General features: G+C 67.7%; 24 protein-coding genes. 21 read left to right on the forward strand and 3 right to left on the reverse strand.

Annotation, left to right across the window (positions count from 1 at the left end):
* Window positions 1-32 precede the first annotated feature (32 nt).
* The 21 genes from plsX to ACAV_RS05945 all read left to right on the forward strand — a co-directional run bounded on the left by plsX (window position 33) and on the right by ACAV_RS05945 (window position 21,327).
* Entirely contained in the window at window positions 33-1,067 is a 1,035-nt protein-coding gene (plsX, locus tag ACAV_RS05845; RefSeq protein WP_013593655.1) for a phosphate acyltransferase PlsX, read from the forward strand.
* A 23-nt stretch (window positions 1,068-1,090) separates the two neighbouring features.
* A complete protein-coding gene (locus tag ACAV_RS05850; protein WP_013593656.1) occupies window positions 1,091-2,068 on the forward strand; it encodes a beta-ketoacyl-ACP synthase III in 978 nt (325 codons plus the stop codon).
* Between the two features lie 62 nt (window positions 2,069-2,130).
* On the forward strand, window positions 2,131-3,087 hold the full coding sequence (fabD, locus tag ACAV_RS05855; RefSeq protein ID WP_013593657.1) for an ACP S-malonyltransferase: 957 nt from the start codon (window positions 2,131-2,133) through the stop codon (window positions 3,085-3,087).
* 22 nt (window positions 3,088-3,109) lie between these two features.
* The gene (gene fabG / locus ACAV_RS05860) at window positions 3,110-3,865 is read left to right on the forward strand and encodes a 3-oxoacyl-ACP reductase FabG (RefSeq protein WP_013593658.1); all 756 of its coding nucleotides are present in this window, start codon (window positions 3,110-3,112) and stop codon (window positions 3,863-3,865) included.
* Window positions 3,866-3,968: 103 nt separating this feature from the next.
* Window positions 3,969-4,208, forward strand: coding sequence for an acyl carrier protein (gene acpP, locus ACAV_RS05865; RefSeq protein WP_003058049.1), 240 nt, complete (start codon window positions 3,969-3,971; stop codon window positions 4,206-4,208).
* Window positions 4,209-4,275: 67 nt separating this feature from the next.
* Window positions 4,276-5,520, forward strand: coding sequence for a beta-ketoacyl-ACP synthase II (fabF, locus tag ACAV_RS05870; RefSeq protein WP_013593659.1), 1,245 nt, complete (start codon window positions 4,276-4,278; stop codon window positions 5,518-5,520).
* A gap of 39 nt (window positions 5,521-5,559) precedes the next feature.
* Complete coding sequence (locus tag ACAV_RS05875) at window positions 5,560-6,063, forward strand: hypothetical protein (protein WP_013593660.1); 504 nt, start codon at window positions 5,560-5,562, stop codon at window positions 6,061-6,063.
* Between the two features lie 12 nt (window positions 6,064-6,075).
* Window positions 6,076-6,705 (forward strand): RNA polymerase sigma factor RpoE, encoded by a 630-nt coding sequence (rpoE, locus tag ACAV_RS05880; RefSeq protein WP_013593661.1) that lies wholly within the window; start codon window positions 6,076-6,078, stop codon window positions 6,703-6,705.
* Between the two features lie 62 nt (window positions 6,706-6,767).
* Complete coding sequence (locus ACAV_RS05885) at window positions 6,768-7,388, forward strand: sigma-E factor negative regulatory protein (RefSeq protein WP_013593662.1); 621 nt, start codon at window positions 6,768-6,770, stop codon at window positions 7,386-7,388.
* 91 nt (window positions 7,389-7,479) lie between these two features.
* Window positions 7,480-8,520: a MucB/RseB C-terminal domain-containing protein gene (locus ACAV_RS05890; RefSeq protein WP_013593663.1), complete on the forward strand. Its 1,041-nt coding sequence runs from the start codon at window positions 7,480-7,482 to the stop codon at window positions 8,518-8,520.
* 126 nt (window positions 8,521-8,646) lie between these two features.
* Complete coding sequence (locus ACAV_RS05895; RefSeq protein ID WP_013593664.1) at window positions 8,647-10,128, forward strand: DegQ family serine endoprotease; 1,482 nt, start codon at window positions 8,647-8,649, stop codon at window positions 10,126-10,128.
* Window positions 10,129-10,603: 475 nt separating this feature from the next.
* Window positions 10,604-12,412 carry a translation elongation factor 4 gene (gene lepA / locus ACAV_RS05900; protein ID WP_013593665.1) on the forward strand — a complete coding sequence of 603 codons (1,809 nt, stop codon included), beginning with the start codon at window positions 10,604-10,606 and terminating at the stop codon, window positions 12,410-12,412.
* 4 nt (window positions 12,413-12,416) lie between these two features.
* Entirely contained in the window at window positions 12,417-13,391 is a 975-nt protein-coding gene (gene lepB, locus ACAV_RS05905) for a signal peptidase I (RefSeq protein WP_013593666.1), read from the forward strand.
* 64 nt (window positions 13,392-13,455) lie between these two features.
* Entirely contained in the window at window positions 13,456-13,857 is a 402-nt protein-coding gene (locus ACAV_RS05910) for a DUF4845 domain-containing protein (RefSeq protein ID WP_013593667.1), read from the forward strand.
* Between the two features lie 25 nt (window positions 13,858-13,882).
* A complete protein-coding gene (rnc, locus tag ACAV_RS05915) occupies window positions 13,883-14,569 on the forward strand; it encodes a ribonuclease III (protein ID WP_013593668.1) in 687 nt (228 codons plus the stop codon).
* On the forward strand, window positions 14,566-15,615 hold the full coding sequence (gene era / locus ACAV_RS05920) for a GTPase Era (RefSeq protein ID WP_013593669.1): 1,050 nt from the start codon (window positions 14,566-14,568) through the stop codon (window positions 15,613-15,615). The genes rnc and era overlap by 4 nt, the downstream gene beginning before the upstream one ends.
* Window positions 15,616-15,871: 256 nt before the next feature.
* The gene (gene recO, locus ACAV_RS05925) at window positions 15,872-16,654 is read left to right on the forward strand and encodes a DNA repair protein RecO (RefSeq protein ID WP_013593670.1); all 783 of its coding nucleotides are present in this window, start codon (window positions 15,872-15,874) and stop codon (window positions 16,652-16,654) included.
* On the forward strand, window positions 16,651-17,427 hold the full coding sequence (locus ACAV_RS05930) for a pyridoxine 5'-phosphate synthase (RefSeq protein ID WP_013593671.1): 777 nt from the start codon (window positions 16,651-16,653) through the stop codon (window positions 17,425-17,427). Before recO ends, ACAV_RS05930 begins: the two co-directional genes overlap by 4 nt.
* Window positions 17,424-17,864 carry a holo-ACP synthase gene (gene acpS / locus ACAV_RS05935; protein WP_013593672.1) on the forward strand — a complete coding sequence of 147 codons (441 nt, stop codon included), beginning with the start codon at window positions 17,424-17,426 and terminating at the stop codon, window positions 17,862-17,864. Before ACAV_RS05930 ends, acpS begins: the two co-directional genes overlap by 4 nt.
* A gap of 53 nt (window positions 17,865-17,917) precedes the next feature.
* On the forward strand, window positions 17,918-19,057 hold the full coding sequence (gene nagZ / locus ACAV_RS05940; protein WP_013593673.1) for a beta-N-acetylhexosaminidase: 1,140 nt from the start codon (window positions 17,918-17,920) through the stop codon (window positions 19,055-19,057).
* 224 nt (window positions 19,058-19,281) lie between these two features.
* Window positions 19,282-21,327, forward strand: coding sequence for a DUF3300 domain-containing protein (locus tag ACAV_RS05945; protein ID WP_013593674.1), 2,046 nt, complete (start codon window positions 19,282-19,284; stop codon window positions 21,325-21,327).
* Between the two features lie 45 nt (window positions 21,328-21,372).
* On the opposite strand, the gene ACAV_RS05950 is transcribed toward ACAV_RS05945, so the two are convergent.
* The 3 genes from ACAV_RS05950 to lysS form a co-directional block, all read right to left on the reverse strand.
* The gene (locus ACAV_RS05950) at window positions 21,373-22,029 is read right to left on the reverse strand and encodes a mechanosensitive ion channel family protein (RefSeq protein WP_041828600.1); all 657 of its coding nucleotides are present in this window, start codon (window positions 22,027-22,029) and stop codon (window positions 21,373-21,375) included.
* A gap of 147 nt (window positions 22,030-22,176) precedes the next feature.
* Window positions 22,177-23,181, reverse strand: a complete 1,005-nt coding sequence (locus tag ACAV_RS05955; RefSeq protein ID WP_013593676.1) for a GGDEF domain-containing response regulator — start codon at window positions 23,179-23,181, stop codon at window positions 22,177-22,179.
* A gap of 95 nt (window positions 23,182-23,276) precedes the next feature.
* Window positions 23,277-24,833 carry a lysine--tRNA ligase gene (gene lysS, locus ACAV_RS05960; protein ID WP_013593677.1) on the reverse strand — a complete coding sequence of 519 codons (1,557 nt, stop codon included), beginning with the start codon at window positions 24,831-24,833 and terminating at the stop codon, window positions 23,277-23,279.
* Window positions 24,834-24,875 lie beyond the last annotated feature (42 nt).

Raw genomic sequence — 24,875 nt, forward strand, 5'->3', positions numbered from 1 at the left:
ATCCCGCTCGCGTGCGATCCGGCGAGTCGCCCATGATCACACTGGCTGTCGACTGCATGGGGGGCGATCACGGCCCCCGCGTCACACTGGCGGCCTGCCGCCAATTCCTCGAACACCATCGGCAGGCGCGCTTGCTGCTGGTGGGCCAGCCCGAGAGCCTGGGCGGGTTCGCGCACGAGCGCGCCCAGATCGTCCCGGCCAGCGAGGTCGTCTCGATGGACGACCCCGTGGAGGTGGCCCTGCGCCGCAAGAAGGACTCTTCCATGCGCGTGGCGATCCAGCAGGTGAAGGACGGTGCAGCCCAGGTCGCCGTATCGGCGGGCAATACCGGCGCGCTGATGGCGATTGCGCGCTACCTCCTGAAGACCCTGGATGGCATCGACCGGCCCGCCATCGCCACCCAGATGCCCAATGCCCGGGGCGGTGCGACCACCGTGCTGGACCTGGGCGCCAACGTGGATTGCAGCGCCGAGCATCTGCTGCAGTTCGCTGTCATGGGCGCGGCCCTGGTGTCGGCGCTGCACGAGGGAACGGAAGAGCCCGCGGTCGGCCTGCTCAACATTGGCGAAGAGGTCATCAAGGGCAATGAAGTCATCAAGCGCACCGGCGAGCTGTTGCGTTCCGCGTCCGAATCCGGTGACCTGAACTTCTATGGCAACGTGGAAGGCAATGACATATTCAAGGGCACCGTGGACATCGTCGTGTGTGATGGCTTCGTGGGCAACGTGGCGCTCAAGGCCAGCGAGGGCGTCGCATCGATGATCGTCGGCGCGCTCAAGCAGGAGTTCAAACGCGGCATCTTCACGAAAATCGCGGCAGTTGTGGCCTATCCGGTGCTATCTGCGCTGATGCGGCGCATGGACCACCGCCGTTACAACGGGGCGGCACTGCTGGGGCTGCGGGGGCTTGTCTTCAAGAGCCACGGGTCCGCTGACATATTGGCGTTCGAGCAGGCTTTGATCCGCGCGTATGATGCGGCCCGCAACAACCTGCTCGATCGAGTCCGTTCGCGGGTTGCGCATGCCGCGCCCCTGCTGGGGCCCGCCGCCGCGCAGCCGTCGCCCTGACGGACCGTTTTGGGCCCCAATGAATGAGCCGTTATTCCCGCATCACAGGCACCGGCAGCAGCCTGCCCCCGCGCCGTCTGACCAACGCCGACCTCGTGGCCGAACTGGCCGGGCGGGGCGTTGAGACCTCGGACCAGTGGATCGTGGAGCGCACGGGCATCCGCGCCCGGCATTTCGCCGAGCGGGACGTGTGCAGCAGCGATCTGGGGCTGGAGGCGGCGCGGCAGGCGCTGGATGCCGCGGGCGTGCAGCCTGCGGACATCGACCTCATCATCGTAGCCACGTCCACGCCGGACATGGTCTTTCCCTCCACTGCGTGCATCCTCCAGAACAAGCTGGGAGCCAATGGCTGCCCCGCATTCGACGTGCAGGCGGTGTGCAGCGGATTCATCTATGCGCTGGCGGTGGCGGATTCCATGATCCGCTCGGGCGGCGCCCGCCGCGCCCTCGTCGTGGGTTCCGAAGTGTTTAGCCGGCTGCTCGACTTCAACGACCGCACCACCTGCGTGCTGTTCGGCGACGGTGCGGGTGCGGTGGTCCTGGAGGCCTCCGAGACGCCTGGCATCCTCGCGAGCGACCTGCATGCGGATGGCAGGCACGTCGGCATCCTGTGCGTGCCGGGCAACGTGTATGGCGGCGAGATCCTCGGCGACCCGCTGCTCAAGATGGATGGCCAGGCGGTGTTCAAGCTGGCCGTGGGCGTGCTCGACAAGGCAGCCCGCGCCGTGCTGGACAAGGCCGGCCTGAAGGAGTCGGACGTGGACTGGCTGATTCCCCACCAGGCCAACATCCGCATCATGCAGGGCACGGCCAGGAAGCTGGGACTGCCGATGGACAAGGTGGTGGTCACGGTGGACCAGCACGGCAACACGTCGGCCGCATCCATTCCCCTGGCCCTCGACCACGCAGTGCGCACCGGGCAGGCCCGTCCCGGCCAGAACCTGCTGCTCGAAGGCGTGGGGGGCGGCTTCACCTGGGGCGCCGTGCTGCTCACGCTCTGAGGACTGCCGTGGCCTGCGCCGAAGCGCGGGCCCGGTACCTCGCATGACCTGAATTTCCTTTCATGACCACGAAGAACTTCGCATTCGTCTTTCCCGGACAGGGTTCGCAATCCGTCGGCATGCTCGACGCCTGGGGCGGCCATCCCGCCGTGGCCGAAGCCGTCCAGGAGGCCTCCGACGCGCTCGGCGAGGACATCGGCCGCCTGATCCATGAAGGCCCCAAGGAAGCCCTGGCGCTGACCACCAACACCCAGCCCGTGATGCTGGTCGCCGGCGTGGCGGCCTGGCGCGTCTGGCTCGCGGAAGGCGGCGCGCAGCCTGCCGCGGTGGCCGGCCACTCCCTGGGCGAATATTCCGCCCTGGTGGCCTCCGGCGTGCTCACGCTGTCGCAGGCGGCTCCGCTGGTGCGGCTGCGCGCTTCCGCCATGCAGGAGGCCGTGCCCGTGGGCATGGGGGCCATGGCCGCCATCCTCGGGCTCGAATCCGCGAAGGTGATCGAGGGCTGCGCCCAGGCCACCGCCGCCTTCGGGGTGGGCAGCACGGACGTCGTCGAGGCGGTGAACTTCAACGACCCGGCCCAGACCGTCATCGCCGGTACCAAGGCGGGCGTCGAGAAGGCCTGCGAAATGCTCAAGGCGGCGGGTGCCAAGCGCGCATTGCCCCTGCCCGTGTCCGCGCCGTTCCACTCCAGCCTCATGAGGCCGGCCGCCGAGAAGCTGCGCGAGGCACTGGCCGGCCTGTCCCTGGCCGCTCCCCGCATCCCCGTGGTCAACAACATCGACGTGGCCGTGGTGCAGGATGCGGACGCGATCCGCGATGCACTCTACCGCCAGGCCTTCGGCCCCGTGCGGTGGGTGGAGTGCATCGGTGCGCTCAAGGCGCTGGGTGCCACCCACGTGATCGAGTGCGGCCCCGGCAAGGTGCTCACGGGCATGGCCAAGCGCATCGACGCGACCCTGGTAGCCGGTTCCGTGTACGACCCCGCATCCCTGCAGGAAACCCGCGAACTGCTGGCCTGAGACGGCTGCCCGGAGAGACTCCATGACCCTTTCGAATTCTTCCGACAACACCGCCCGCATCGCCCTGGTGACGGGTGCCTCCCGCGGCATCGGTGCCGCCATCGCCGCCGAACTGGCGGCGCGGGGCTTCCGCGTCATCGGCACGGCAACTACCGAAGACGGCGCGCAACGCATCACCCAGGCGCTGTCCGCGCATGCAGGCTGCCGTGGCGCCGCCCTCGACGTGAACGACGCCGCGGCGCTGGACGCACTGATCGACAGCATCGTGAAGGAGCGGGGCGGACTGCATGTGCTGGTCAACAACGCCGGCATCACGCGCGACCAGATCGCCATGCGCATGAAGGACGATGACTGGGACGCCGTGCTCGACACGAACCTCAAGGCGGTGTTCCGGGCCTGCCGCGCCGTGATGCGGCCGATGATGAAGCAGCGCTACGGGCGCATCGTCAACATCACGAGCGTGGTGGGCGCCTCCGGCAATCCGGGCCAGGCCAACTACGCTGCAGCGAAGGCAGGCCTTGCCGGGATGACGCGCTCGCTGGCCCGCGAACTGGGCAGCCGCGGCATCACGGTGAACTGCGTGGCTCCCGGTTTCATCCGCACGGACATGACCGCCGAGCTCTCCGAAGAGCAGCACAAGGCCCTGCAGATGCAGATCCCGCTGGGCCACATGGGCCAGCCATCGGACATCGCCAAGGCCGTCGCCTACCTCGCTTCGGACGACGCGGGTTATGTGACCGGCCAGGAGTTGCATGTCAATGGCGGCATGTACATGTAATTGATGAAAGTTGACGCCGGTTGTTCCGCCCGGCGAGCCATTTCGAGGTATATCCCGATACGGCTAGAATCGCGGATTCATTCACAACCCCCAAAGGGAAACCATGAGCGATATCGAAGCACGTGTCAAAAAAATCATCGCCGAGCAACTCGGCGTGGAAGAGTCGCAAGTCACCAATGAAAAGGCTTTCGTGGCCGACCTGGGTGCCGACTCGCTCGACACGGTGGAGCTGGTGATGGCGCTGGAAGACGAGTTCGGCATCGAGATCCCTGACGAAGACGCAGAGAAGATCACGACGGTCCAGAACGCCATCGACTACGCGAACACCCACCAGAAGGCCTGAGCCTGCGGTCTCGCCTTCCCCTCGGATCGCCCTGCGGTCCGGTATCAGCACGAAAGAGTCTTAGCGCATGAGCCGTCGTCGCGTCGTCGTGACCGGCCTGGGTTGCGTCAGCCCCGTCGGTAACACGGTGGCGGAAGCCTGGGCCCAAATCCTTGCCGGTCAATCCGGCATTGGCCTCATCACCAAGTTCGATGCTTCGAACTTTGCCTGCAGGATTGCCGGCGAGGTCAAGGATTTCGACCTGAATGCCTATATCAGCGCCAAGGATGCGCGCACGATGGACAGCTTCATCCACTACGGCATCGCCGCGGCGGAGCAGGCCGTGCGCGATGCGGGCCTGCCTGTGGGCGAAGCCCTGGACGAGGAGCTGGCCACCCGGATCGGCTGCATCATCGGCTCGGGCATCGGCGGCCTGCCGCTGATCGAGAACACGCATGCGGAACTGGAGAACCGCGGCCCGCGCCGCATCACTCCCTTCTTCGTTCCCGCGTCCATCATCAACATGGTGGCGGGGCATGTTTCCATGCGCTTCGGCTTCAAGGGGCCGAATCTCTCGGTGGTCACCGCCTGCACCACGGGCCTGCACTGCATCGGTGAGGGTGCCCGCAAGATCGAGTACGGCGACGCCGACGTGATCGTCGCGGGCGGCACGGAATCCACGGTCTCGCCCCTGGGCGTGGGAGGGTTCGCTGCCATGCGTGCGCTGTCCACGCGCAACGACGATCCCGCCACGGCATCCCGTCCGTGGGACAAGGACCGCGACGGCTTCGTGCTGGGCGAGGGGGCCGGCGTGCTGGTGCTGGAAGAGTACGAGCATGCGAAGGCCCGCGGCGCGAAGATCTATGCCGAGCTATCCGGCTACGGCATGAGCGCGGACGCCGGCCACATGACCGCTCCCAGCATGGACGGCCCGCGGCGCGCCATGCTGTCGGCCTTGCGCAATGCCGGCATCAATGCCGACGAGGTCGATTACCTGAACGCACATGGCACCTCGACGCCCCTGGGCGATCTGAACGAGACCAATGCCATCAAGGCGGCGCTGGGCGACCATGCCCGGAACATGGTGGTGAGCTCGACGAAGTCGATGACCGGCCACCTGCTCGGCGGTGCCGGCGGCATCGAGAGCGTGTTCACCGTGCTGGCGCTGCATGACCAGAAGGTGCCTCCCACGATCAACATCTTCGAGCAGGATCCGGAGTGCGATCTGGACTACTGCGCCAACACTGCGCGAGACATGAAGATGGATATCGCGGTGAAGAACAATTTCGGCTTCGGCGGCACCAACGGCACGCTGGTCTTCCGGCGCATCTGACGGCTGCACCGCCGTCACGGCTCCGAGGCGCCTGCATCCATGGCCGATTCCGCGCAGGAGGAGTTCCTCGCCCCGGTACTCCGCCATCCCGCAGGCGCGGGGCACCGGGTGCGCAGCTGGGTGCTCGGAGCCGGTCTCGCGGGCTTCATGGCGTGTTCGGCATGGGCACTCCTCGGAAGTAGCGGGTCCGCCCGAACTGCCGCCTGCGGGCTGATGCTGTGGGGCTTGATCCTGCTGCAGGGCTGGCATGCGGTGTCCCGGTGGCCGTCCGGAGTTCTGGCCTGGGATGGACTGCTGTGGTCCCTGGACCGTGGCAGGGCGCATCCCCCGGTATGCGGGCGGCTGGAGGTCGCGCTGGACCTGCAGCGGTTCCTGCTGGTTCGCCTCGTGGGCCAGGATGGCCGGCGGGCATGGCTGGGCCTCGAGCCGGGCCGCCATGCCGCCGGATGGGCCGCGCTCCGCCGTGCGGTATATTCGCGCCCCAGACGGGAGCCCGCAGCCCAGGGGCCGACGATGCCCCCTGCTCATCGCTTCGATGCGTGAGCTCACGAATACATGAACGCTTCCCTGCCCCCGCCTTCCCCTGCCGACAGCGACCTCCAGCTCGTGGAGCGCACCGTGTCCGGCGACCAGCGGGCCTACGGGCTGCTGGTCGTGAAATACCAGCGCCGCATCGAACGCCTCATCGGCCGCATGGTGCGCGACTCGGACCTGGTGCAGGACATCGCCCAGGAAACCTTCCTGCGCGCCTACCGTGCACTGCACCAGTTCCGCGGGGAAGCGCAGTTCTACACCTGGCTCTACCGCATCGCGGTCAACACGGCGAAGAAGGCCTTGATGGACATCAAGCGCAATCCCGTCATTTCCGAGAACGCATTGCGCGGCGGAGAAGACGAGGATGAAACTTCCCGTATCGGACACGAACTAACCACCGACGAAACGCCGGAAACCGTGATGGCCGCGCAGGAGATCGCCGCTGCGGTCAACACGGCCATGGAAGCGTTGCCGGAGGATCTGCGCCAGGCGGTCACGCTGCGCGAGATCGAAGGCCTGACCTATGAGGAAATCGCCGAGGTGATGCAGTGCCCCATAGGAACGGTGCGATCGAGGATATTCCGTGCCCGGGAGGCGATTTCCGCCCGGGTACGGCCATTGCTGGAAAAGCAGACAGGCAAGCGCTGGTGACGCAGGCGTGCCCGGGGAGCCGGGGCAGCGTGCCGGCCCAAGGACGATAGCAGGTGAGAAGCATGAAAGACGATCCGACAATGCGTGAGCAGCTTTCCGCGCTGGCCGATGGCGGCATCGGCGAGGCCGAGTGGAGCGAGACCTTTGCTTATGCCCAGACCGCCGAAGGCCAGGAGGCCTGGGCCGTCTATCACCTGATCGGCGACGTGCTGCGCTCCCCTGAGCTGGCACGTCCTGGAAATGCCGAGCTGGCCGATCGCGTGATGGCCCAGCTGGCACGGGAAGAGCGGCCGGCCGCCGAGGTGGCCCTGCCGGACGCGGTTCCGCTGGCTCCTGCTGTCCAGGCCCAGGGCGAGGCGGCGAATGCCGCCGTGTTCCGCTGGAAGATGGTCGCCGGGCTGGCATCGCTGGCCGCGGTCGGCGTGCTGGGCTGGAGTGGCCTGTCCGGCGGGCTGCCGGCCGGTGGCGAAACCCGGCTGGCTGCTGCTCCGTCCCGCCTGGAGGCGCCGGCCACCACGACGCTGGTGTCCGCGACCGATCCCGCGGGCGAGCCGCAGGTGATGCTGCGCGACCCGCGCCTGGACGAGTTGCTGGCAGCGCACCGCCAGTACGGGGGCGCTTCGGCGCTCCAGATGCCGGCAGGTTTCCTGCGCAATGCCACCTTCGAGACGCCCCAGCGCTGAGCGCTTGCAATACCGGAGATCAGGATTGGCAGGTCCGCGCAACGCCGGTGGCTGGGGGAAATGGGTCCGGTGCTGTCACCGGGCGAAGGCCATGGCGGGCCTGGCGGTATGGCTGGCATGCGCCCCGTGGCCCGGCGCCTGGGCGGGCACCGGGGACGGCAGCGCCGGTGCCGTGGCCCGGGCCGGAGCATCGACCGCTTCTGCCCCGCAGGTCCGCGCCGAGATCGACGACTGGGTGGAGCGCATCCACCGGGCATCGCGCGAGCAGAGCTACCGCGGGAGCTTCGTGGTCTGGTCTTCCGCGGGAGGCATGACCAGTTCGCGCATCTGGCACGCCACGGACGGCAAGGTGCAGATCGAGCGCATCGAGGCCCTGGATGGCTCGCCGCGCACCGTGTTCCGCAAGGATGATCTGGTGCGCACTTTCCTGCCGCGGGCGCAGGTCGTGAAGGAAGAGCGGCGGGACATGCCAGGCCTGTTCCCCCATCTGCCACAGGCCGAAAGCAGTGCCGTGCTGCGCCACTACCGGGCGCGGTTCCTCGGCAGCGACCGGGTGGCGGGCCAGGATGCCAGCGTCCTGTGGCTGGAGCCCCGGGACGGATTGCGCTTCGGCTACCGTATCTGGATGGCGCAGCCGAGCGGCCTGGTCGTCAAGCTGCAGACGCTGGGCCTGCGTGGCCAGGTGCTGGAGCAGGCGGCGTTCTCGCAGATCGACTTCGACACGCCGCCCACCGTGCCGCAGCTGGCGGCGCAGATGGACGATACCCGCGGGTTCCGGCTGCTGGCCGTTCCGCTGGTCAAGACGACGGCGCGGGACGCTGGCTGGCAGCTGGGCCGGCCCGTGGCCGGGTTCGTCCCCGGCGATTGCTACAAGCGGGATCCGGCCGTGCTGGCCAGGATGCCCATGCCGCCCCTGCAGTGCATTTTCTCGGACGGCCTGGCAACGGTGTCCCTGTTCTTCGAGCCCTATGACGCCGCGCGCCATGCCGGCGAGCCGCGCCGCATGGACATGGGTGCCACCCAGACCCTCGCCCAGCGGGTGGGCGGAGGCTCCACCTGGCTCACCGCCGTAGGCGAGGTGCCGCAGGAGACCCTGCGGCAACTGGTGGAGCAGATCGAGCCCGTGCGTTGACCCGTGCGCGGCCGGTAGAGTGCCGGCCGTTGCGCACGGAACCAAACACGGCCTTGTCCTTCACACCTTCACATGCGTTTTTGCACAACATCGACGATTTGCCCCGAAAAGAAAGAAAGGTCTTTCATGTTCACCATGCCGTGTAACCCATCGCGTTTCCGGACACTCGTCCGCTCCCTCGCTGCCGCCGGAGCTGTCGCCCTGGTCCCCGCCGGTGCGCTGCACGCGCAGGCCGCCACGGCCAGTCCGCCGCCGGTGGTGCAGGGATTGCCGGACTTCACCGACCTGGTGGACCAGGTGGGCCCGGCGGTGGTGAACATCCGGACCATCGAGAAGGCGCCCGACCGCTCCTCCACGAATGGCATGGACGAGGAGATGCTGGAGTTCTTCAAGCGCTTCGGCCTGCCCATGCCGGGCGCGCCGCGCCAGCAGCGCCCCCAGCGTCCCGATGACGAGCAGCCGCGCGGCGTGGGTTCCGGCTTCATCCTCACCTCCGACGGCTACGTGATGACCAACGCCCACGTCGTGGAGGGCGCGCAGGAAGTGCTGGTCACGCTGACCGACAAGCGGGAGTTCAAGGCCAAGATCGTGGGCTCGGACAAGCGCACCGATGTGGCGGTGGTGAAGATCGACGCCACGGGGCTCCCCGCGGTGAAGGTCGGCGACATGAACCGGCTGCGCGTCGGTGAATGGGTGATGGCCATCGGCTCGCCGTTCGGCCTCGAGAACACGGTCACCGCCGGCATCGTGAGCGCCAAGCAGCGCGACACGGGCGACTACCTGCCGTTCATCCAGACGGATGTGGCCATCAACCCCGGCAATTCGGGCGGCCCGCTCATCAACATGCGCGGCGAGGTCGTGGGCATCAACAGCCAGATCTATTCGCGTTCCGGCGGCTTCATGGGCATCTCGTTCGCCATCCCGATCGACGAGGCGATCCGGGTGAGCGACCAGCTCCGGGCCACGGGGCGCGTGACCCGCGGACGCATTGGCGTGCAGATCGGCCAGGTCACGAAGGACGTGGCGGAATCGATCGGCCTGGGCAAGACGCAGGGCGCGCTGGTGACGGGCGTGGAAACCGGCTCGCCGGCCGACAAGGCTGGCGTGGAGGCCGGTGACATCATCACCCGCTTCGATGGCAAGAACATCGAGAAGATTTCCGATCTGCCGCGCCTGGTGGGCAACACCAAGCCTGGCAACAAGAGCACCGTGACGGTGTTCCGGCGCGGTGCAACGAAGGAGCTGCCCATCACGGTGGCGGAGGTGGAGCCCGACGACAAGCCGACGGCCGCAGCCGGGGACCGCGGCGCGAAGCCCAAGGCGTCGCCCGCCGCCCTGCAGCTCGGCCTCGCGGCCGCCGACCTGACCGATGCCCAGAAAAAGGAGTTGAAGGTCAAGGGCGGAGTGCGCGTGACGGGGGTGACCGATGCCGCGGCCAGGGCGGGCCTGCGGGAGGGCGACGTGATCCTGGGGGTCGCCAACACCGAGGTCTCCAGCATGAAGGACTTCGATGCCGTGCTGGCCAAGGCGGACAAGTCCAAGCCCATCAATGTGCTTTTCCGCCGGGGTGACTGGACCCAGTACGCCGTCATCCGCCCGAGCCGGTAAGACACGGCAATGACAGGCAAAGGCCCCATCCCGGAGTGGGAATTGGGGCCTTTCCGCTGCCTTGGGATCTCCCTCTGGGCAGAGGCTTTGGGCGCGCCGGGCGGGAAAAAAGTTCTATCTATACATTTGGATAGAATGCTGCACGTTTTCAGCGCTCTGCTTGTATATGCAAAGCCGTTAACATCACCATATGGGATCGCCCCTTTTCATGCACAGGTGTTCCACAGATCGCCCACAAGTTGTTCTCATGATGTGCCGGCATATTGTGAATAAGCTGTGCATAAATACCGCGTTGCAGGGTGGCAACGCGCCCTGCCGGTCATGATGCGGGCTTTCCCTGTCGGCCTTTTTGCCTACAATGAAGCTCCAACCATCGCAGTTGCCAAAGATTGTTGGTTCAGGGCGCGTCACCACTTGACGCGCCCTTTTTTCTTGTGCGCGCCGTTCTAATTCAACTACTTGTCGCTTCTCGTTGATGAATCACATCAGAAATTTTTCGATCATTGCGCACATTGATCACGGCAAATCGACGCTCGCCGACCGCCTGATCCAGCGCTGCGGCGGCCTGGAAGAGCGCCAGATGGAAGCACAGGTGCTCGATTCGATGGATATCGAAAAAGAGCGTGGGATAACCATCAAGGCCCAGACCGCGGCGCTGCAATACAAGGCCAAAGATGGGCAGGTGTACAACCTCAACCTGATCGACACGCCCGGCCATGTGGACTTCTCGTACGAGGTCTCCCGCTCGCTGTCCGCCTGCGAGGGCGCACTGCTCGTGGTCGATGCCTCGCAGGGCGTCGAAGCCCAGACGGTGGCCAACTGCTACACCGCCCTGGACCTCGGCGTGGAAGTGCTGCCCGTGCTCAACAAGATGGATCTGCCGCAGGCCGATCCCGACAACGCCAAGGCCGAGATCGAGGACGTGATCGGCATCGACGCGACGGATGCGATTCCCTGCTCCGCCAAGACCGGCATGGGCATCGACGAGATCCTCGAGCTCATCGTCGCCAAGGTGCCTGCGCCGCGCGGCAATCCCGATGCGCCACTGCGCGCCATGATCATCGACAGCTGGTTCGATCCCTACGTGGGCGTCGTGATGCTGGTGCGCGTGGTCGATGGACGGCTGCTCAAGGGCGAGCGCTTCAAGATGATGGCCTCGGGTGCGGCCTACAACGCCGACAACCTGGGCGTCTTCACGCCCGCCAACGAGTCGCGCAATGCGCTGAATGCGGGCGAGGTGGGCTACATCATCGCCGGCATCAAGGAGCTCAAGGCCGCCAAGGTGGGGGACACCATCACGCTGGAGAAGAAGCTGCCCAACAACCTGGGCCCGGCCGAACAGGCGCTGCCCGGCTTCAAGGAAATCCAGCCGCAGGTGTTCGCGGGCCTGTACCCGACCGAGGCCAGCGAATACGACCAGCTGCGCGACGCGCTGGAGAAGCTGCAGCTCAACGACGCCTCGCTGCATTTCGAGCCCGAGGTGTCGCAGGCGCTGGGCTTCGGCTTCCGTTGCGGCTTCCTGGGCCTGCTGCACATGGAGATCGTGCAGGAGCGCCTGGAGCGCGAGTTCGACCAGGACCTCATCACCACCGCGCCCAGCGTGGTCTACGAAGTAGTCAAGGGCGACGGCGAGGTCATCATGGTGGAGAACCCCTCCAAGATGCCGGACCAGGGCCGCATCCAGGAGGTGCGCGAGCCCATCGTGACCGTGCATCTCTACATGCCGCAGGAATACGTGGGCCCGGTGATGACGCTGGCCAACCAGAAGCGCGGCGTGCAGATGAACATGGCCTACCACGGCCGGCAGGTCATGCTGACCTACGAACTGCCGCTGGGCGAGATCGTGCTGGACTTCTTCGACAAGCTGAAATCGGTGTCGCGCGGCTATGCGTCCATGGACTACGAGTTCAAGGAGTACCGCGCCTCCGACGTGGTGAAGGTGGACATCCTGCTCAACGGCGAGAAGGTGGATGCGCTGTCCATCATCGTCCACCGCAGCCAGTCCGCCTACCGTGGCCGCGCGGTGGCCGCAAAGATGCGCGAGATCATCAGCCGCCAGATGTTCGACGTGGCGATCCAGGCGGCCATCGGCGCGAACATCATCGCGCGCGAGACCATCAAGGCCCTGCGCAAGAACGTGCTGGCGAAATGCTATGGGGGTGACATCACCCGCAAGCGCAAGCTTCTCGAAAAGCAGAAGGCGGGCAAGAAGCGCATGAAGCAGATCGGTTCCGTCGAAGTGCCGCAGGAAGCCTTCCTGGCCATCCTGCAAGTGGAGGAGTGATCCGATGCAAGCCATGCAATATGTGACCGCCGCGATCCTGGCGGCTTTCGTCGGCTACGTGGGCGCCTGGTATGTGGGCGCCATCGAGGGCAATTTCGCGCTGCTGCTGCTGCTGGCGACGGTGGTGACCGGCGCCTACTGGCTGGCCGAGCGCTTCGTCTTCCTGCCGCGGCGCCGCCGGGCGGCACAGGCCATCGAGGAGGCTGCCGTGCAGCGGCGCGCCGAGCTGGACCGCATGGGCATCGCCAAGGTGGACGGCGACGTGCAGGAGACCAAGGACCGCATCCTGATGCAGCCCTGGTGGCTGGACTGGACGGCGGGGCTCTTCCCTGTGATCGCCATCGTCTTCGTGCTGCGCTCGTTCCTTTTCGAGCCGTTCAAGATCCCTTCCGGATCGATGATCCCGACCCTGCTGGTGGGCGACCTGATCCTCGTAAACAAGTTCACCTACGGCATCCGGCTGCCGGTGATCAACAAGAAGATCACGCAGGGCACGCCACCGCAGCGCGGCGACGTGATGGTGTTCCGCTACCCGCCGCAGCCCAGCATGGACTACATCAAGCGCGTGGTCGGCGTGCCGGGCGACGAGATCGCCTACCTGAACAAGCGGCTCACGGTGAACGGCAAGCCGGTCGAGACCACGGCGCTGCCCGATTTCCTCGACGAGGACACGATGCGCTATTTCAAGCAGTACGACGAGCACCTGGGTGCCAAGCCGCACCGCATGATCAACAACCCCGACGTGCCGGCATTCATCCAGGGGGCCAGCGACTACGCCTTCCGCGAGAATTGCCGCTACAGCGTGGAGGGGGTGGTGTGCAAGGTGCCCGAAGGCCACTATTTCATGATGGGCGACAACCGCGATAATTCGCTCGATTCACGCTATTGGGGCTTCGTGCCCGACGCGAACATCGTCGGCAAGGCCTTTTTCGTGTGGATGAATTTCAGCAACCTGAAGCGCATCGGCGGTTTCCAATAGCGGCCTGCCGCGGACCGCGGCGCGCCCCAAGACACACCTAAAGCTCAGAAGAGGGTCTGGTACCATGGGTCTGCATCAGCACCACCTGCCTCGCTCCGCATCGAACGGCCCGCGGGCGGTCCGGCGATCCCGCCAGCGCGGGCTGTCCTTCATCGGCCTGGTGTTCCTCGCCGTGTTCGCGGTGGCCGCCTTCGCCATCGGCGGCCAGTCCGTGCCCATCTTCCTGGAGTACCAGGCCATCCGCAAGGCGGCAGCCAAGGCAGCGCGCGAGGCGTCCACGGTGCCGGAGGTCCGGGCCTCCTTCGACCGTGCCGCCGCCATCGACAACATCAGCTCCATCTCCGGCAAGGACCTCGAAGTGACGAAGCGCAACGACAAGATCGTGGTGTCCTTCAGCTACTCGCGAGAGATCGCGCTCGTCGGCCCCGCCTACCTCGTGTACCGCTTCCACGAGCAGACCAACTGATCCTTTTCTTCCTTCCTTCTCCGTTTTGGTTTCACCCAGCCTTTCCGCCCTGCAGGACCGCCTGCAGCATGCCTTCTCCGATCCATCCCTGCTGCAGCGGGCCATCACGCACCGCAGCTTCTCGGCCGACCACAACGAACGCCTGGAGTTTCTCGGCGATTCGGTGCTGAGTCTGGCCGTATCGAGCCTGCTCTACCAGCGCCTGCGCGACCTGCCGGAAGGCGATCTTTCCCGCGTGCGGGCCAACCTGGTGCGCCAGGAGGCGCTGCACGACCTGGCGCTGGGCCTGCAGCTGCCACAGGTGCTGCGCCTGGGCGAGGGCGAGACGAAGTCCGGCGGCAAGCAGCGCCCGTCCATTCTGGCCGATGCCCTGGAGGCCCTGATCGGCGCCGTCTATCTGGATGCCGGCTACCAGTGCGCCGAGGCACTGGTGCACCGGCTCTACAAGGACGTGGAGATCAATCCGCGCATGCAGGCGGCCGAGAAGGATGCCAAGACCGCATTGCAGGAGTGGCTGCAGGGCCGCAAAATGAAGCTGCCGCAGTACCGCGTGGTCGCCACGGTGGGGGCGGCCCACCGCCAGACCTTCGACGTGGAATGCGATATCCCGGAACTGGGCCTGACCGAGCGCGGCATCGGCGGATCGCGGAGGGCGGGCGAGCAGGCCGCCGCCGCCGCCATGCTGGCCACCCTGAAAGCGAAACACCCATGAATTCCTCCGCTCCCCCCGCTTCCGGCAACCCCGCTAACCCTGCGGCACCCCAGGACGACCTGGAGGCCATGCTGGCCGCGGCGCGCCCGGGCGCCGCGCCCGCAAAGCCGGGCGGCACCGGTGCCGCCGCGGAGGCCACCGCCGCGCAGGGCCCGCAGCGCTGCGGCCTCATCGCCATCGTGGGCAAGCCGAACGTCGGCAAGTCCACGCTCATGAACGCGCTGGTCGGGCAGAAGATCAGCATCACCTCGCGCAAAGCGCAGACCACGCGCCACCGCATCACCGGCATCCGCACGCGCGAAGGCACGCAGTTCGTCTTCGTCGACACGCCCGGCTTCCAGACGCGGCACAGCACGGCACTCAACAAGTCGCTCAACAAGACGGTGATGGGCGCGATCGGCGACGTGGATCTCATCCTCTTCGTGGTCGAGGCGGGCAGCTTCACGCTGGCCGACGCCAAGGTGCTGTCGCTCTTCAAGCCAGGCATCCCCACGCTGCTGATCGCCAACAAGCTCGACGAGGTGCACCGCCGCGCCGAGATCGCACCCTGGCTCAAGGGCATGCAGGAACGCCATCCGTTCGCCGAGTTCGTGCCCATGTCGGCCAAGAACAAGGGCGACATCGAGCGGCTGTTCGGCATCTGCGCCAAGTACCTGCCCGAGCAGCCCTGGTTCTACGGCGAAGACGAGCTGACGGACCGCAGCGAGAAGTTCCTTGCGAGCGAGACGGTGCGCGAGAAGCTCTTCCGCTTCACGGGCGACGAACTGCCCTACACCTCCACCGTCGTCATCGACAAGATGGAGGAAGAGCCGAGCAAGACGCACAAGCGTTTCATCCGCGTGGCCGCCACCATCGTGGTGGAGCGCGACAGCCACAAGGCCATGGTGATCGGCGACAAGGGCGAACGCCTGAAGCGCATCAGCACCGAGGCACGGCAGGAAATGGAGCGGCTGATGGACGCCAAGGTGTTCCTGGAAGTATGGGTGAAGGTGCGCTCGGGCTGGGCCGACGACGAGGCCCGGGTGCGCTCCTTCGGATATGAGTGAGGAACACCCCCCTGAGGCGCTGCGCGCCTTCCCCCCTCTCCTGCGGGAGGGGGGACGACGCCAGCGGCCCGGCGAAGCCGGTTCCGCGGCGTCCACTGGTGTGGCCTGCTCCGCGGCCATCGGCCCCGAGGCGGCACCAAGCCCGCTGGCGATGGCTGTCCCGGGGTAAGGGTGCCGGCGCCTTGATTTCGAGTGAAATCGCTTCTCCTCTTTCCTCATTTCCAGCGCCAACTCGCCATCGATTGCATAGCCCTCCATGGCCGTACGCCGCATTTCCGACGAACCCGCCTATGTGCTGCACCGCTACGACTGGAGCGAGTCCAGCCTGATCCTGGATGTGTTCACGCGCCACCATGGGCGGGTGGCGCTGGTGGCCAAGGGGGCGAAGAAGCCGACGTCCAATTTCCGGCCCGTGCTGTTGCCGCTGCAGCCGCTGCGCGTCACCTATACGTTGAACGGCGAAGGTCGGGAGGAGGTGCATGGGCTCAAGGGGGCCGAGTGGGTGGGGGGGCACGTCATGCCGACGGGCGACGCGCTGCTCTCGGGCCTGTACCTCAATGAATTGCTGATGCGGCTGCTGGCGCGCGAGGACACGCATGCCGCGCTGTTCGACGCCTATGCCGGCGTGGTGCGGGTGCTGGCCAGCGAGCACGGCGACGCGCTGGAGCCCGTGCTGCGCAGTTTCGAGTTGCTGCTGCTGCGCGAGATCGGGCTGCTGCCCGCGCTGGATGTGGAAACGTCCACGCTGGCGCCGCTGGCTCCGGCGGCCCGCTACGCGCTGGTGCCGGAGGCCGGCCTGCGTCCGGCCCTTCCCTCGGACCGCAGCACGCTGGGCGGTGCGCAGTGGCGCCAGCTGGAGCGTTCGCTGGGCGACGCCCAGCCCTACACGGCCACGCTGCGTGCGATCGTGGCGGGGCTCGCCGCCAGCGCTTCTCCGGCCGCGGACCTCAAGCCACAGCTCCGCGCCCTGCTGCAATACCATTGCGGCAGTCCCCTGCTGCGGACGCGGCAGCTCATGATCGATCTCCAATCCCTATGACCCAGCATTCCGTGCGTACCGCCCTGTCGGTGAACGTCAACAAGGTGGCCCTGGTGCGCAACACGCGCCACCTGGGCATTCCCGGCGTGGAGCGCGCCGCTCTGCTGTGCCTGGAGGCGGGCGCGCAGGGCATCACCATCCATCCGCGCCCGGACGGGCGCCACATTCGCGCGGAGGACGTGCCAGCGTTGGCTGCGCTCCTGCGCCAATGGCCGGACCGCGAGTTCAACATCGAGGGCAATCCGTCGCAGAACCTCATGGAGTTCATCCGCGCCGTGCGTCCGCACCAGGCCACCTTCGTGCCGGACGGCGAGGACCAGTTCACGAGCGACCACGGCTGGAGCTTTCCCCAGGACGCCGAGCGCCTCGCGCCCCTGGTGGCCGAATGCCGCGGGCTGGGCGTGCGCGTGAGCCTGTTCATGGACGCGGAGCCGGCGCAGATGGCTGCCGCGCGTGCCGTGGGCGCCGATCGCGTGGAGCTCTATACCGAACCCTATGCCGCGGCCTGGGGCACGCCTGCGCAGGAGGCGCAGCTCGTTCGCTATGCGGAGGCGGCCCGGGCGGCGCTGGAGGCCGGGCTGGGCGTGAATGCGGGGCACGATCTCAACCGGGACAATCTCGCGGCCTTCGTGGCACGCGTGCCGGGCCTGATGGAAGTGTCGATCGGGCATGCCTTCGTCGCGGATGCGCTGGAACTGGGCTACGCCGCCACCGTGCAGGCCTACCAGCGCTGCATCGATGCCGGCATGGCGCAGCGGCAGGCCGGCGCATGATCTACGGCATCGGCACCGACATCTGCGATGTCCGCCGCATCCGGGCGAGCCTGGAGCGCCATGGGGACCGTTTCGCCGAAAAGGTGCTCGCGGCCGGCGAACTGGACACGTGGCGCGAACGCAGTGCGCGCTGGCCCGAGCGCGGTGTGCGCTATCTGGCCACGCGCTTTTCCGCCAAGGAGGCCTTCAGCAAGGCGATCGGCATGGGCATGCGCATGCCCATGACCTGGCGGGACTGCGAAGTGGCCAAGCTGCCCAGCGGCCAGCCCGTCATCGTGCTGCACGGCGCACTCAAGGCCTGGTTCGAGGAGCGCGGGCTGCACTGCCACCTGAGCGTCACGGACGAGAGCGACTACGCGGCGAGCTTCTGCGTGGTGGAGCGCGGGGATCCGGGCGAGGGCGCCCGCCCGGAGGCCGTGCTCCACCCTCCGGCCTGAGCCGCACTGCTGCATCCATCGTTTCCTTCTTACGCACGTACCCCGTTCACTGCATGACCGCCGACATCGAACACGCACCCGTCATCCTCGACATCGCCGGCACGGCGCTCACTCCGGCCGACCGCAGGCGCCTGGCCCATCCGCTCACCGGGGGGATCATCCTCTTCGCCCGGAACTGGGAAAGCCGGGCGCAGCTGCTGGAGCTCACGGCCTCGATCAAGGCCGTGCGGGACGACCTGCTCATCTGCGTGGACCACGAGGGGGGCCGGGTGCAGCGCTTTCGCACCGACGGGTTCACCCACCTGCCCCCCATGCGGGCCCTGGGCGCCCTGTGGATGGACGACGGTCGCCAGGGGCCGGGCACCGGCGCGATGCGCGCGATGGATGCCGCCAGCGCGACCGGCTACGTGCTGGCCAGCGAGCTGCGCGCCTGCGGCGTGGATTTCTCGTTCGCACCGGTGCTGGACCTGGACTGGCCGTCGGGTGGGAAAGGGCCTTCGGGCAGTGCCTCGGCAAGCAGCGTGATCGGTGACCGGTCCTTCCACCGAGACCCGCGCGTGGTGGCGATGCTGGCCAGAAGCGTGGCGCACGGCATGCTCAAGGCGGGCATGGCGCACTGCGGCAAGCATTTCCCCGGACACGGCTTCGTCGCGGCCGATTCGCATACCGACATCCCCGTGGACCGGCGCCCTCTGGGCGCGATCCTGGCGGATGACGCCGCGCCGTATGCCTGGCTGTCGAACACGCTGACCAGCGTGATGCCGGCGCATGTCATCTATCCGCGTGTGGACCGGCTTCCGGCAGGTTTCTCGCGCCGCTGGCTGCAGGACGTCCTGCGCCAGCGCCTGCGGTTCAGCGGAGCGGTGTTCAGCGACGATCTCAGCATGGAAGGCGCCCGCCGCATCGATGGCGATGCGGTGGACTTCGCGACCGCCACGCTCGCAGCCCTCGATGCCGGCTGCGACCTCGTGCTGCTGTGCAATCAGAGCCTGGTAGGCGAGGGGCGTGAGCAGGGCAGGGCGCTCGACGATGTGCTCGATGCCCTGGAGCTCGCACGCGGCGAAGGGCGCTGGCGCCCCAGCCCGGACAGCGAGGCCCGCCGGCTCGCCCTGCTTCCACAGACGCTGCCCCATCCGTGGGACGAGCTCATGCTGGAACCGGACTACCTGAGGGCGCTGGATTGCCTGCCCTGAGGGCCAGATTGTTTGTAACTGAATGATTCTCGTACCGCGCATGGCTTGTTTTTCGCAACAAGCCGGGGCGCATGGGAAAACCGCGCCGTGGATGGCATTGCGCGGCCGCTGGCCGGACACATCGGGCTACACACTGCGTCAACGCGTGCCCAAGCATGGCGTTACGAACAGCAAGCAGTGCCCGCGGCCATGAGGGCGGCGCGGCCCTTGCCGGAGGTCTTTCCATGGTGCGTGATCCTGCTCTCCCTGAAGTCGCCGTCTCCGCCCGGCCCCACCGAGCCATATGGGGCACGGCCGTCACCTGCATCGCGGCCGCATGCGCCCTGGCCGGTTGCGAACGTGTCACGACGCCCGCGCCCCAGGCGGCTGCCAGCGTGCCCGCACCGGAGCCCGCGGCCTCTGCGCCCGCCGCGGCAGCCGCGCCTGCCGCGGTGCCGGTGGCCTACACGCCGCCGTCCGCAGACGTCCTCTACCAGATGGTGGCCCCGATCGCACTCTATCCCGACAAGCTCGTGGCCCAGGTGCTCGCCGGCGCAACCTACCCGGACCAGGTCTCTGCCGCTGAAACCTGGCTCGCCCAGAATCCGGGGCTGAAGGGCAGCGCCCTGGTGAATGCGGTGGATCCCCAGCCCTGGGATCCCAGCGTGAAGTCGCTGACGGCGTTTCCCAATGTGCTGGAGCAGATGGCCTCCAACCTGCCCTGGACGACCGCTCTGGGCAAGGCCTACTACCATGATCCCGCGGACGTGATGAATGCCATCCAGGCCATGCGCGCCCGTGCCGCCCATGCCGGTACGCTCAAGAGCTCACCCCGCCTGCGCGTGGCGACGGTGGAAGCCCGTTCCCTGCCGCCGCCGCTGCCGCCGTCGCAGGCGCCCGTGGCGCTGTACCAGGGGCCGGCGGTGGTCGCACCGCCACCCACCGTCATCACCATCGAGCCTGCCGAGGTGCAGACGGTCTATGTGCCGCGCTATGACCCGGCCGTGGTGTACGGCACGCCGGTGGCCGTGTATCCCAGCTACCGTTGGGCCGTGCCGGTGCAGCCTGCACCGGTGGCGGTCGCCGCGGGGCCGGACCCCGTGGCCGTGGGCGCGCTGGCCTTCGGTGCCGGCGTCCTGGTAGGCGCGCTGGCCACCAGCCACCACCATGGCTGGGGATGGAACGACTGGAACCTGCACTGGGGGCCGCCCCCTCCGCCGCCGATCGCCTGGGGTCCCGCGCCGCCGCCACCTGCCTGGGGCCCTGCGGTCGTGTACCGTGGAGCCACCTACGTGTCGAACTCACCCACGGTGATCGAGAACATTCATAACCGCATCACGGTGAACAACCGCAATGTCTATGTGAATGCCCCTGGCCAGCCGCCAGGCCTGCCTGCGCCGGGTGCGCCCGCCCTGGGATTCGCAGGCGGACCGGCTGCACCCGTGCGCGCTGCCATGGTGCCGCCGATGGGCCCGAACGGGCCGCACGGCCAGTCGCTGGCCGCGGCGCTGCAGGATAGCCATGCGGCAGGGCAGCGTCCCATGCCGTTCGAGCAACGCCATGTGCAGGCCCCGCCACTGGCCGGCGACCGGAATGGCTTGCACCAGCCCCAGGCGCTCATGCAGGCCCCGGGCCGGCCACCGATGCCGGTGGCGCCGGGCCAGCCTGCCCCCGCGCACGCTTTCGCCCAGCCGGGCGCTGCGGGTGTGCCCGGCGCGCCGCGCCCATTGTCCGCGGCGTTCCAGAACAGCCGCGCCGGCCATGGCATGCACCCCGCGGAAGCTCAGCATCCGCCGGAGCTGCAGCGCTCCGTCGAACCCCAGCATGCCGCCGAACACCGGGGCAACCCGGCGGCACCGGCCATGGCGTCCGCCATGGGGCTGCCTCCGGCAGGGCTGCAGCCGCGACCGGAGAGCGGGCGTGCCAACCCGGCGATGCCCGAGAACCGGAACCCGCATGCCGCCTTCGTGGCGCCTCCAGCTCCCATGCCGGCTCCGTCGCAGCGCCCGCAGATGCCGGCGGAGATGTCGATGGCCCATGCCCTGCAGCAGCCTCGCCAGATGGCGGCGCCTGCTCCGCACATGCAGCAGCAACCCGTCCACATGCCGCAACCTGTGCAGCCGCAGACCATGCATGCCGAGCCGCGCAGCATGCCGGTCGCGGCCATGCATGCGCCGCAGCAGCCTGCGCTACGGCCGGCCATGCACGAGGCCCTGCGCGAATCCCGGCCCGCGCCGCAGCAGCAGCCTCCGCACCACGGAGGCGGGCACAAGCCGCACGAAGGCGGCTGAGGTGCTGAATGGAGGGCGGGCCGGAGTGGCGGCTCGTGCTCTCCGTCAGGCTGCTGGCGCCGATGGGGTGTCAGGCGCCACCGGGGCCGTGGCGTGCGCGGGCGCAGGGGGCTGTGTCTCCGCCGCATCCGCCGGCCGGGGCGGCGCGCTGGTCCAGCGCCGCACCACGCGCTGGAAGATGAGTGCGTTGGGAATCTGCAGCAGCACGGGCGCATCCGGCGTGCCGTGGAAATCCTCGAGCGTCGTGTAGAGCAGGTTGATGTCCACGACGCGGCCCTTGGCGCCCGGCTTTTCCGCGGTGTCCAGCACCTCGATGTAGTCGCCCAGCCGGAACGGGCCGGCGGTGAAGATCAGCAGGGCGCAGAACAGGTTGGAGAGCACGCTCCACGCCGCGAAGAAGGCGACTGCGCCGACGGCCGCGAAGCCGGTGAATGCGGTCCACAGCACGGTGGCCGAAACCCCCAGGCGTTCCAGCACCAGCAGCACGGCGCTGCCCATGATGACCCAGCGCACCAGGCCGTTGATGGGCACCATGAGCTCGATGGGCCAATGGTAGTGGCGGCCCGCACGTTCGAGCAGGCGGCGCAGCGTCCGCTGCAGCAGCATGGCCAGCACCAGGATGAGCACGATCTGGACGCCTGGCACGATGATGTCGAGCCACTCCTGCATCCAGTCGGGAAGGTAGGTGCGAAGCCGGGTCATGGACAGGGGATGCAAGGCGGTCAGCGTCTGGGAGAAGGAACGGGAAATAACGGAAGGATTGCTCACCCACAGAGGGAGCATCGCTGCCGGCAAGGGTTCCGCGTGCCGTCCCTGCCGCTCGGGCGGGTGCTGCGCGCGGCGCCGGGGTCAGCCGCGCAATTGCTCGATGGTATCCATCTGCATCTCGAAGCTGAAGAAGCGCGCGCGGCCCTGGGCCTTGGCGGCGTAGAGCGCTTCGTCTGCGCGCATCAGCATGGCTTCGGCGCTGGTGCTGTCGTCCGGCACGCAGGTGGTGATGCCCCCCGAGACCGTGAGGCTCGCGCCCAGCGGCGAGTCGGGGTGCGCGATGGCGCGCTGGCTCACGAGCTTGCCGAGCGCGCGCGCGAAGGTCATCGCCCCGGAGCGGGGCGTGTTGGGCAGGATGAGGGCGAATTCCTCGCCGCCGTACCGTGCCGCCACATCCCTCGGGCGCACGCACACTTCCTTGAGCAGCCGGCCTACTTCGCGCAGGCAGGCGTCGCCCTGGACATGGCCCACCGCGTCGTTGAAGCGCTTGAAGTGGTCGAGGTCGCACAGCATCAGCGTGAGCGGCATGCCGTCGCGGCGCGCGGCGAGGATCTCGCTGTGCAGGATGCGGTCGAAGCCGCGCCGGTTGACGAGGCCGGTGAGGGTGTCCACCTCCACCATCTCGTTGAGGCGCTGGTTGGCCAGGTGCAGCTCCTCGGACATGGTCACGAGCCTGCGGCGCATGTCCAGCAGGCGCCGCATGGCGCGCAGCTTGGCCACCAGCACGATGGGCTTCACGGGCTTGACGAGGTAGTCGTCCCCGCCGGCCTCGATGCCGCGCCAGACATCCAGGTCGCTGTCCAGGCCGGACAGGAAGATGATCGGTGTCCACCCGCCGGCCTCGGCCTCGCGCATCTGCTGGGCGACCCAGTAGCCGTCTTTTTCGTCCGAGAGCCGGATGTCCAGCAGTACCAGGTCGGGGCGGCGCAGCTTGAAAAGCTGCAGGGCCACGTCGCTGGAGGCCGCCTCCATCACGTCGGCCACTCCCGCATGCCTGAGCTCGGCGACGAGGGCGGCCCGCACGGAGGCCTGGTCTTCGACGACCATGACGGAGAAGGGCCCCGCCGAAGGGGGGGGGCTCGCCATGCTGCCCTGGGGCGGCGGGAGAAGTGGGGGGCATGGCGGTCATCGGCCTTCCTCTCTAGGGACCGGGCGGCGGTAGGGGCATGGCCGCGGCGGCTTCAATGTTCCCGGCGCAGGGCGGGGAACAGAATCACGTCGCGGATGCTGGGGCTGTCGGTCAACAGCATCATAAGCCGGTCGATGCCGATGCCGCAGCCACCGGTGGGAGGCATGCCGTATTCGAGGGCGCGGACGAAATCGTGGTCGAAATACATGGCCTCGTCGTCTCCGCTGTCCTTGGCCTCCACCTGGGACTGGAAGCGTGCGGCCTGGTCTTCCGCGTCGTTGAGCTCGGAGAAGCCGTTGCCGAACTCGCGGCCCGTGATGTAGAGCTCGAAGCGCTCCGTCACCTCGGGGCGCGTGTCGTTGGCGCGTGCCAGCGGGCTGATCTCGGTCGGGTGTTCCATGATGAAGGTGGGCTGCCAGAGCTTGTCCTCCACCGTTTCCTCGAAGTAGAGCACCTGCAGGCCTGCCAGCGTGCGCGTGGACAGGCGGTCCTTCTCCTCCGAGAGACCCAGCTTGCGCAGCGCGGCGACCAGCCAGGCGGCATCGTCCACGCCTTCGCCGGCCTCGGTGTGGCGCAGGATGGCCTCGCGGATGGTCAGGCGCTCGAAGGGCTGCGATAGGTCCACTGCACGGCCCTGGTAGGTCAGCTGCAGGCTGCCCGCCGCCTTCGTGGCCGCATCGCGCACGAGCTGCTCGGTGAAGTCCATCAGGTCGCGGTAGTTCCAGTAGGCCGCGTAGAACTCCATCATCGTGAACTCGGGGTTGTGGCGCACCGAGATGCCTTCGTTGCGGAAGTTGCGGTTGATCTCGAACACGCGCTCGAAGCCGCCGACCACCAGGCGCTTGAGGTAGAGCTCGGGCGCGATGCGCAGGTACATCTCCTGCTCCAGCGCGTTGTGGTGCGTGACGAACGGCTTGGCGTTGGCACCGCCGGGAATGGGGTGGAGCATGGGCGTCTCCACCTCCAGGAAGCCGTGCTGCACCATGAACTCGCGGATGCCGCTCACGGCCTTGCTGCGCGCGATGAAGCGCTTGCGAGCCGCCTCGTCGGTCATCAGGTCCACGTAGCGCTGGCGGTACTTCACTTCCTGGTCGGCCACGCCGTGGAACTTGTCGGGCATCGGCCGCAGGCTCTTGGTGAGCAGCCGCAGCGTGGTGACCTTGACCGACAGCTCGCCGGTCTTGGTCTTCATGAGGGTGCCTTCGGCGCCCACGATGTCGCCCAGGTCCCAGTGCTTGAAGGCTGCGTAGGCCTCTTCGCCGATCGCGTCGCGCGTCACGTAGAGCTGGATGCGGCCGCCGGTGGCGCCGAGCGAGCCGTCCTGCACCGTGGCGAAGCTGGCCTTGCCCATGACGCGCTTGAGCATCATGCGGCCGGCCACGCTCACCGGCACGGGGTTGGCTTCGAGCGTCTCTGCCTCGGTCTCCGCGTACTGCGCCTGCAGGTCGGCCGCATGGTGCGCGGGCTTGAAGTCATTGGGGAAGGCCACGCCCTTGCCTTGTGCCTGGGCCTCCCGGAGGGACTTGAGCTTGTCGCGGCGCTCGGCGATGAGCTGGTTGTCGTCGGAGGGGGCGGCGGTGGGCGCGGAAGGATTCTGGGGGGGGAGCATAGAAGCGAACGTATGCGCCGTGGTAGCGGCTGGTGGACTGGC

The sequence above is a fragment of the Paracidovorax avenae ATCC 19860 genome (genome assembly GCF_000176855.2).
Taxonomy (GTDB): Bacteria; Pseudomonadota; Gammaproteobacteria; order Burkholderiales; family Burkholderiaceae_C; genus Paracidovorax; species Paracidovorax avenae.

What these genes read in the sequence shown, in the direction of transcription:
- ACAV_RS05930 (WP_013593671.1), top strand. Translation starts at nt 16,651, where the DNA reads ATGACCCAGCATTCCGTGCGTACCGCCCTGTCGGTGAACGTCAACAAG.
- ACAV_RS05945 (WP_013593674.1), top strand. Translation starts at nt 19,282, where the DNA reads ATGGTGCGTGATCCTGCTCTCCCTGAAGTCGCCGTCTCCGCCCGGCCC.
- ACAV_RS05850 (WP_013593656.1), top strand. Translation starts at nt 1,091, where the DNA reads ATGAGCCGTTATTCCCGCATCACAGGCACCGGCAGCAGCCTGCCCCCG.
- rpoE (WP_013593661.1), top strand. Translation starts at nt 6,076, where the DNA reads ATGAACGCTTCCCTGCCCCCGCCTTCCCCTGCCGACAGCGACCTCCAG.
- era (WP_013593669.1), top strand. Translation starts at nt 14,566, where the DNA reads ATGAATTCCTCCGCTCCCCCCGCTTCCGGCAACCCCGCTAACCCTGCG.
- nagZ (WP_013593673.1), top strand. Translation starts at nt 17,918, where the DNA reads ATGACCGCCGACATCGAACACGCACCCGTCATCCTCGACATCGCCGGC.
- ACAV_RS05885 (WP_013593662.1), top strand. Translation starts at nt 6,768, where the DNA reads ATGAAAGACGATCCGACAATGCGTGAGCAGCTTTCCGCGCTGGCCGAT.
- ACAV_RS05875 (WP_013593660.1), top strand. Translation starts at nt 5,560, where the DNA reads ATGGCCGATTCCGCGCAGGAGGAGTTCCTCGCCCCGGTACTCCGCCAT.
- ACAV_RS05910 (WP_013593667.1), top strand. Translation starts at nt 13,456, where the DNA reads ATGGGTCTGCATCAGCACCACCTGCCTCGCTCCGCATCGAACGGCCCG.
- ACAV_RS05890 (WP_013593663.1), top strand. Translation starts at nt 7,480, where the DNA reads ATGGCGGGCCTGGCGGTATGGCTGGCATGCGCCCCGTGGCCCGGCGCC.
- lepB (WP_013593666.1), top strand. Translation starts at nt 12,417, where the DNA reads ATGCAAGCCATGCAATATGTGACCGCCGCGATCCTGGCGGCTTTCGTC.
- ACAV_RS05895 (WP_013593664.1), top strand. Translation starts at nt 8,647, where the DNA reads ATGTTCACCATGCCGTGTAACCCATCGCGTTTCCGGACACTCGTCCGC.
- acpP (WP_003058049.1), top strand. Translation starts at nt 3,969, where the DNA reads ATGAGCGATATCGAAGCACGTGTCAAAAAAATCATCGCCGAGCAACTC.
- acpS (WP_013593672.1), top strand. Translation starts at nt 17,424, where the DNA reads ATGATCTACGGCATCGGCACCGACATCTGCGATGTCCGCCGCATCCGG.
- lepA (WP_013593665.1), top strand. Translation starts at nt 10,604, where the DNA reads ATGAATCACATCAGAAATTTTTCGATCATTGCGCACATTGATCACGGC.
- fabG (WP_013593658.1), top strand. Translation starts at nt 3,110, where the DNA reads ATGACCCTTTCGAATTCTTCCGACAACACCGCCCGCATCGCCCTGGTG.
- recO (WP_013593670.1), top strand. Translation starts at nt 15,872, where the DNA reads ATGGCCGTACGCCGCATTTCCGACGAACCCGCCTATGTGCTGCACCGC.
- fabD (WP_013593657.1), top strand. Translation starts at nt 2,131, where the DNA reads ATGACCACGAAGAACTTCGCATTCGTCTTTCCCGGACAGGGTTCGCAA.
- ACAV_RS05950 (WP_041828600.1), bottom strand. Translation starts at nt 22,029, where the DNA reads ATGACCCGGCTTCGCACCTACCTTCCCGACTGGATGCAGGAGTGGCTC.
- ACAV_RS05955 (WP_013593676.1), bottom strand. Translation starts at nt 23,181, where the DNA reads ATGGCGAGCCCCCCCCCTTCGGCGGGGCCCTTCTCCGTCATGGTCGTC.
- plsX (WP_013593655.1), top strand. Translation starts at nt 33, where the DNA reads ATGATCACACTGGCTGTCGACTGCATGGGGGGCGATCACGGCCCCCGC.
- lysS (WP_013593677.1), bottom strand. Translation starts at nt 24,833, where the DNA reads ATGCTCCCCCCCCAGAATCCTTCCGCGCCCACCGCCGCCCCCTCCGAC.
- fabF (WP_013593659.1), top strand. Translation starts at nt 4,276, where the DNA reads ATGAGCCGTCGTCGCGTCGTCGTGACCGGCCTGGGTTGCGTCAGCCCC.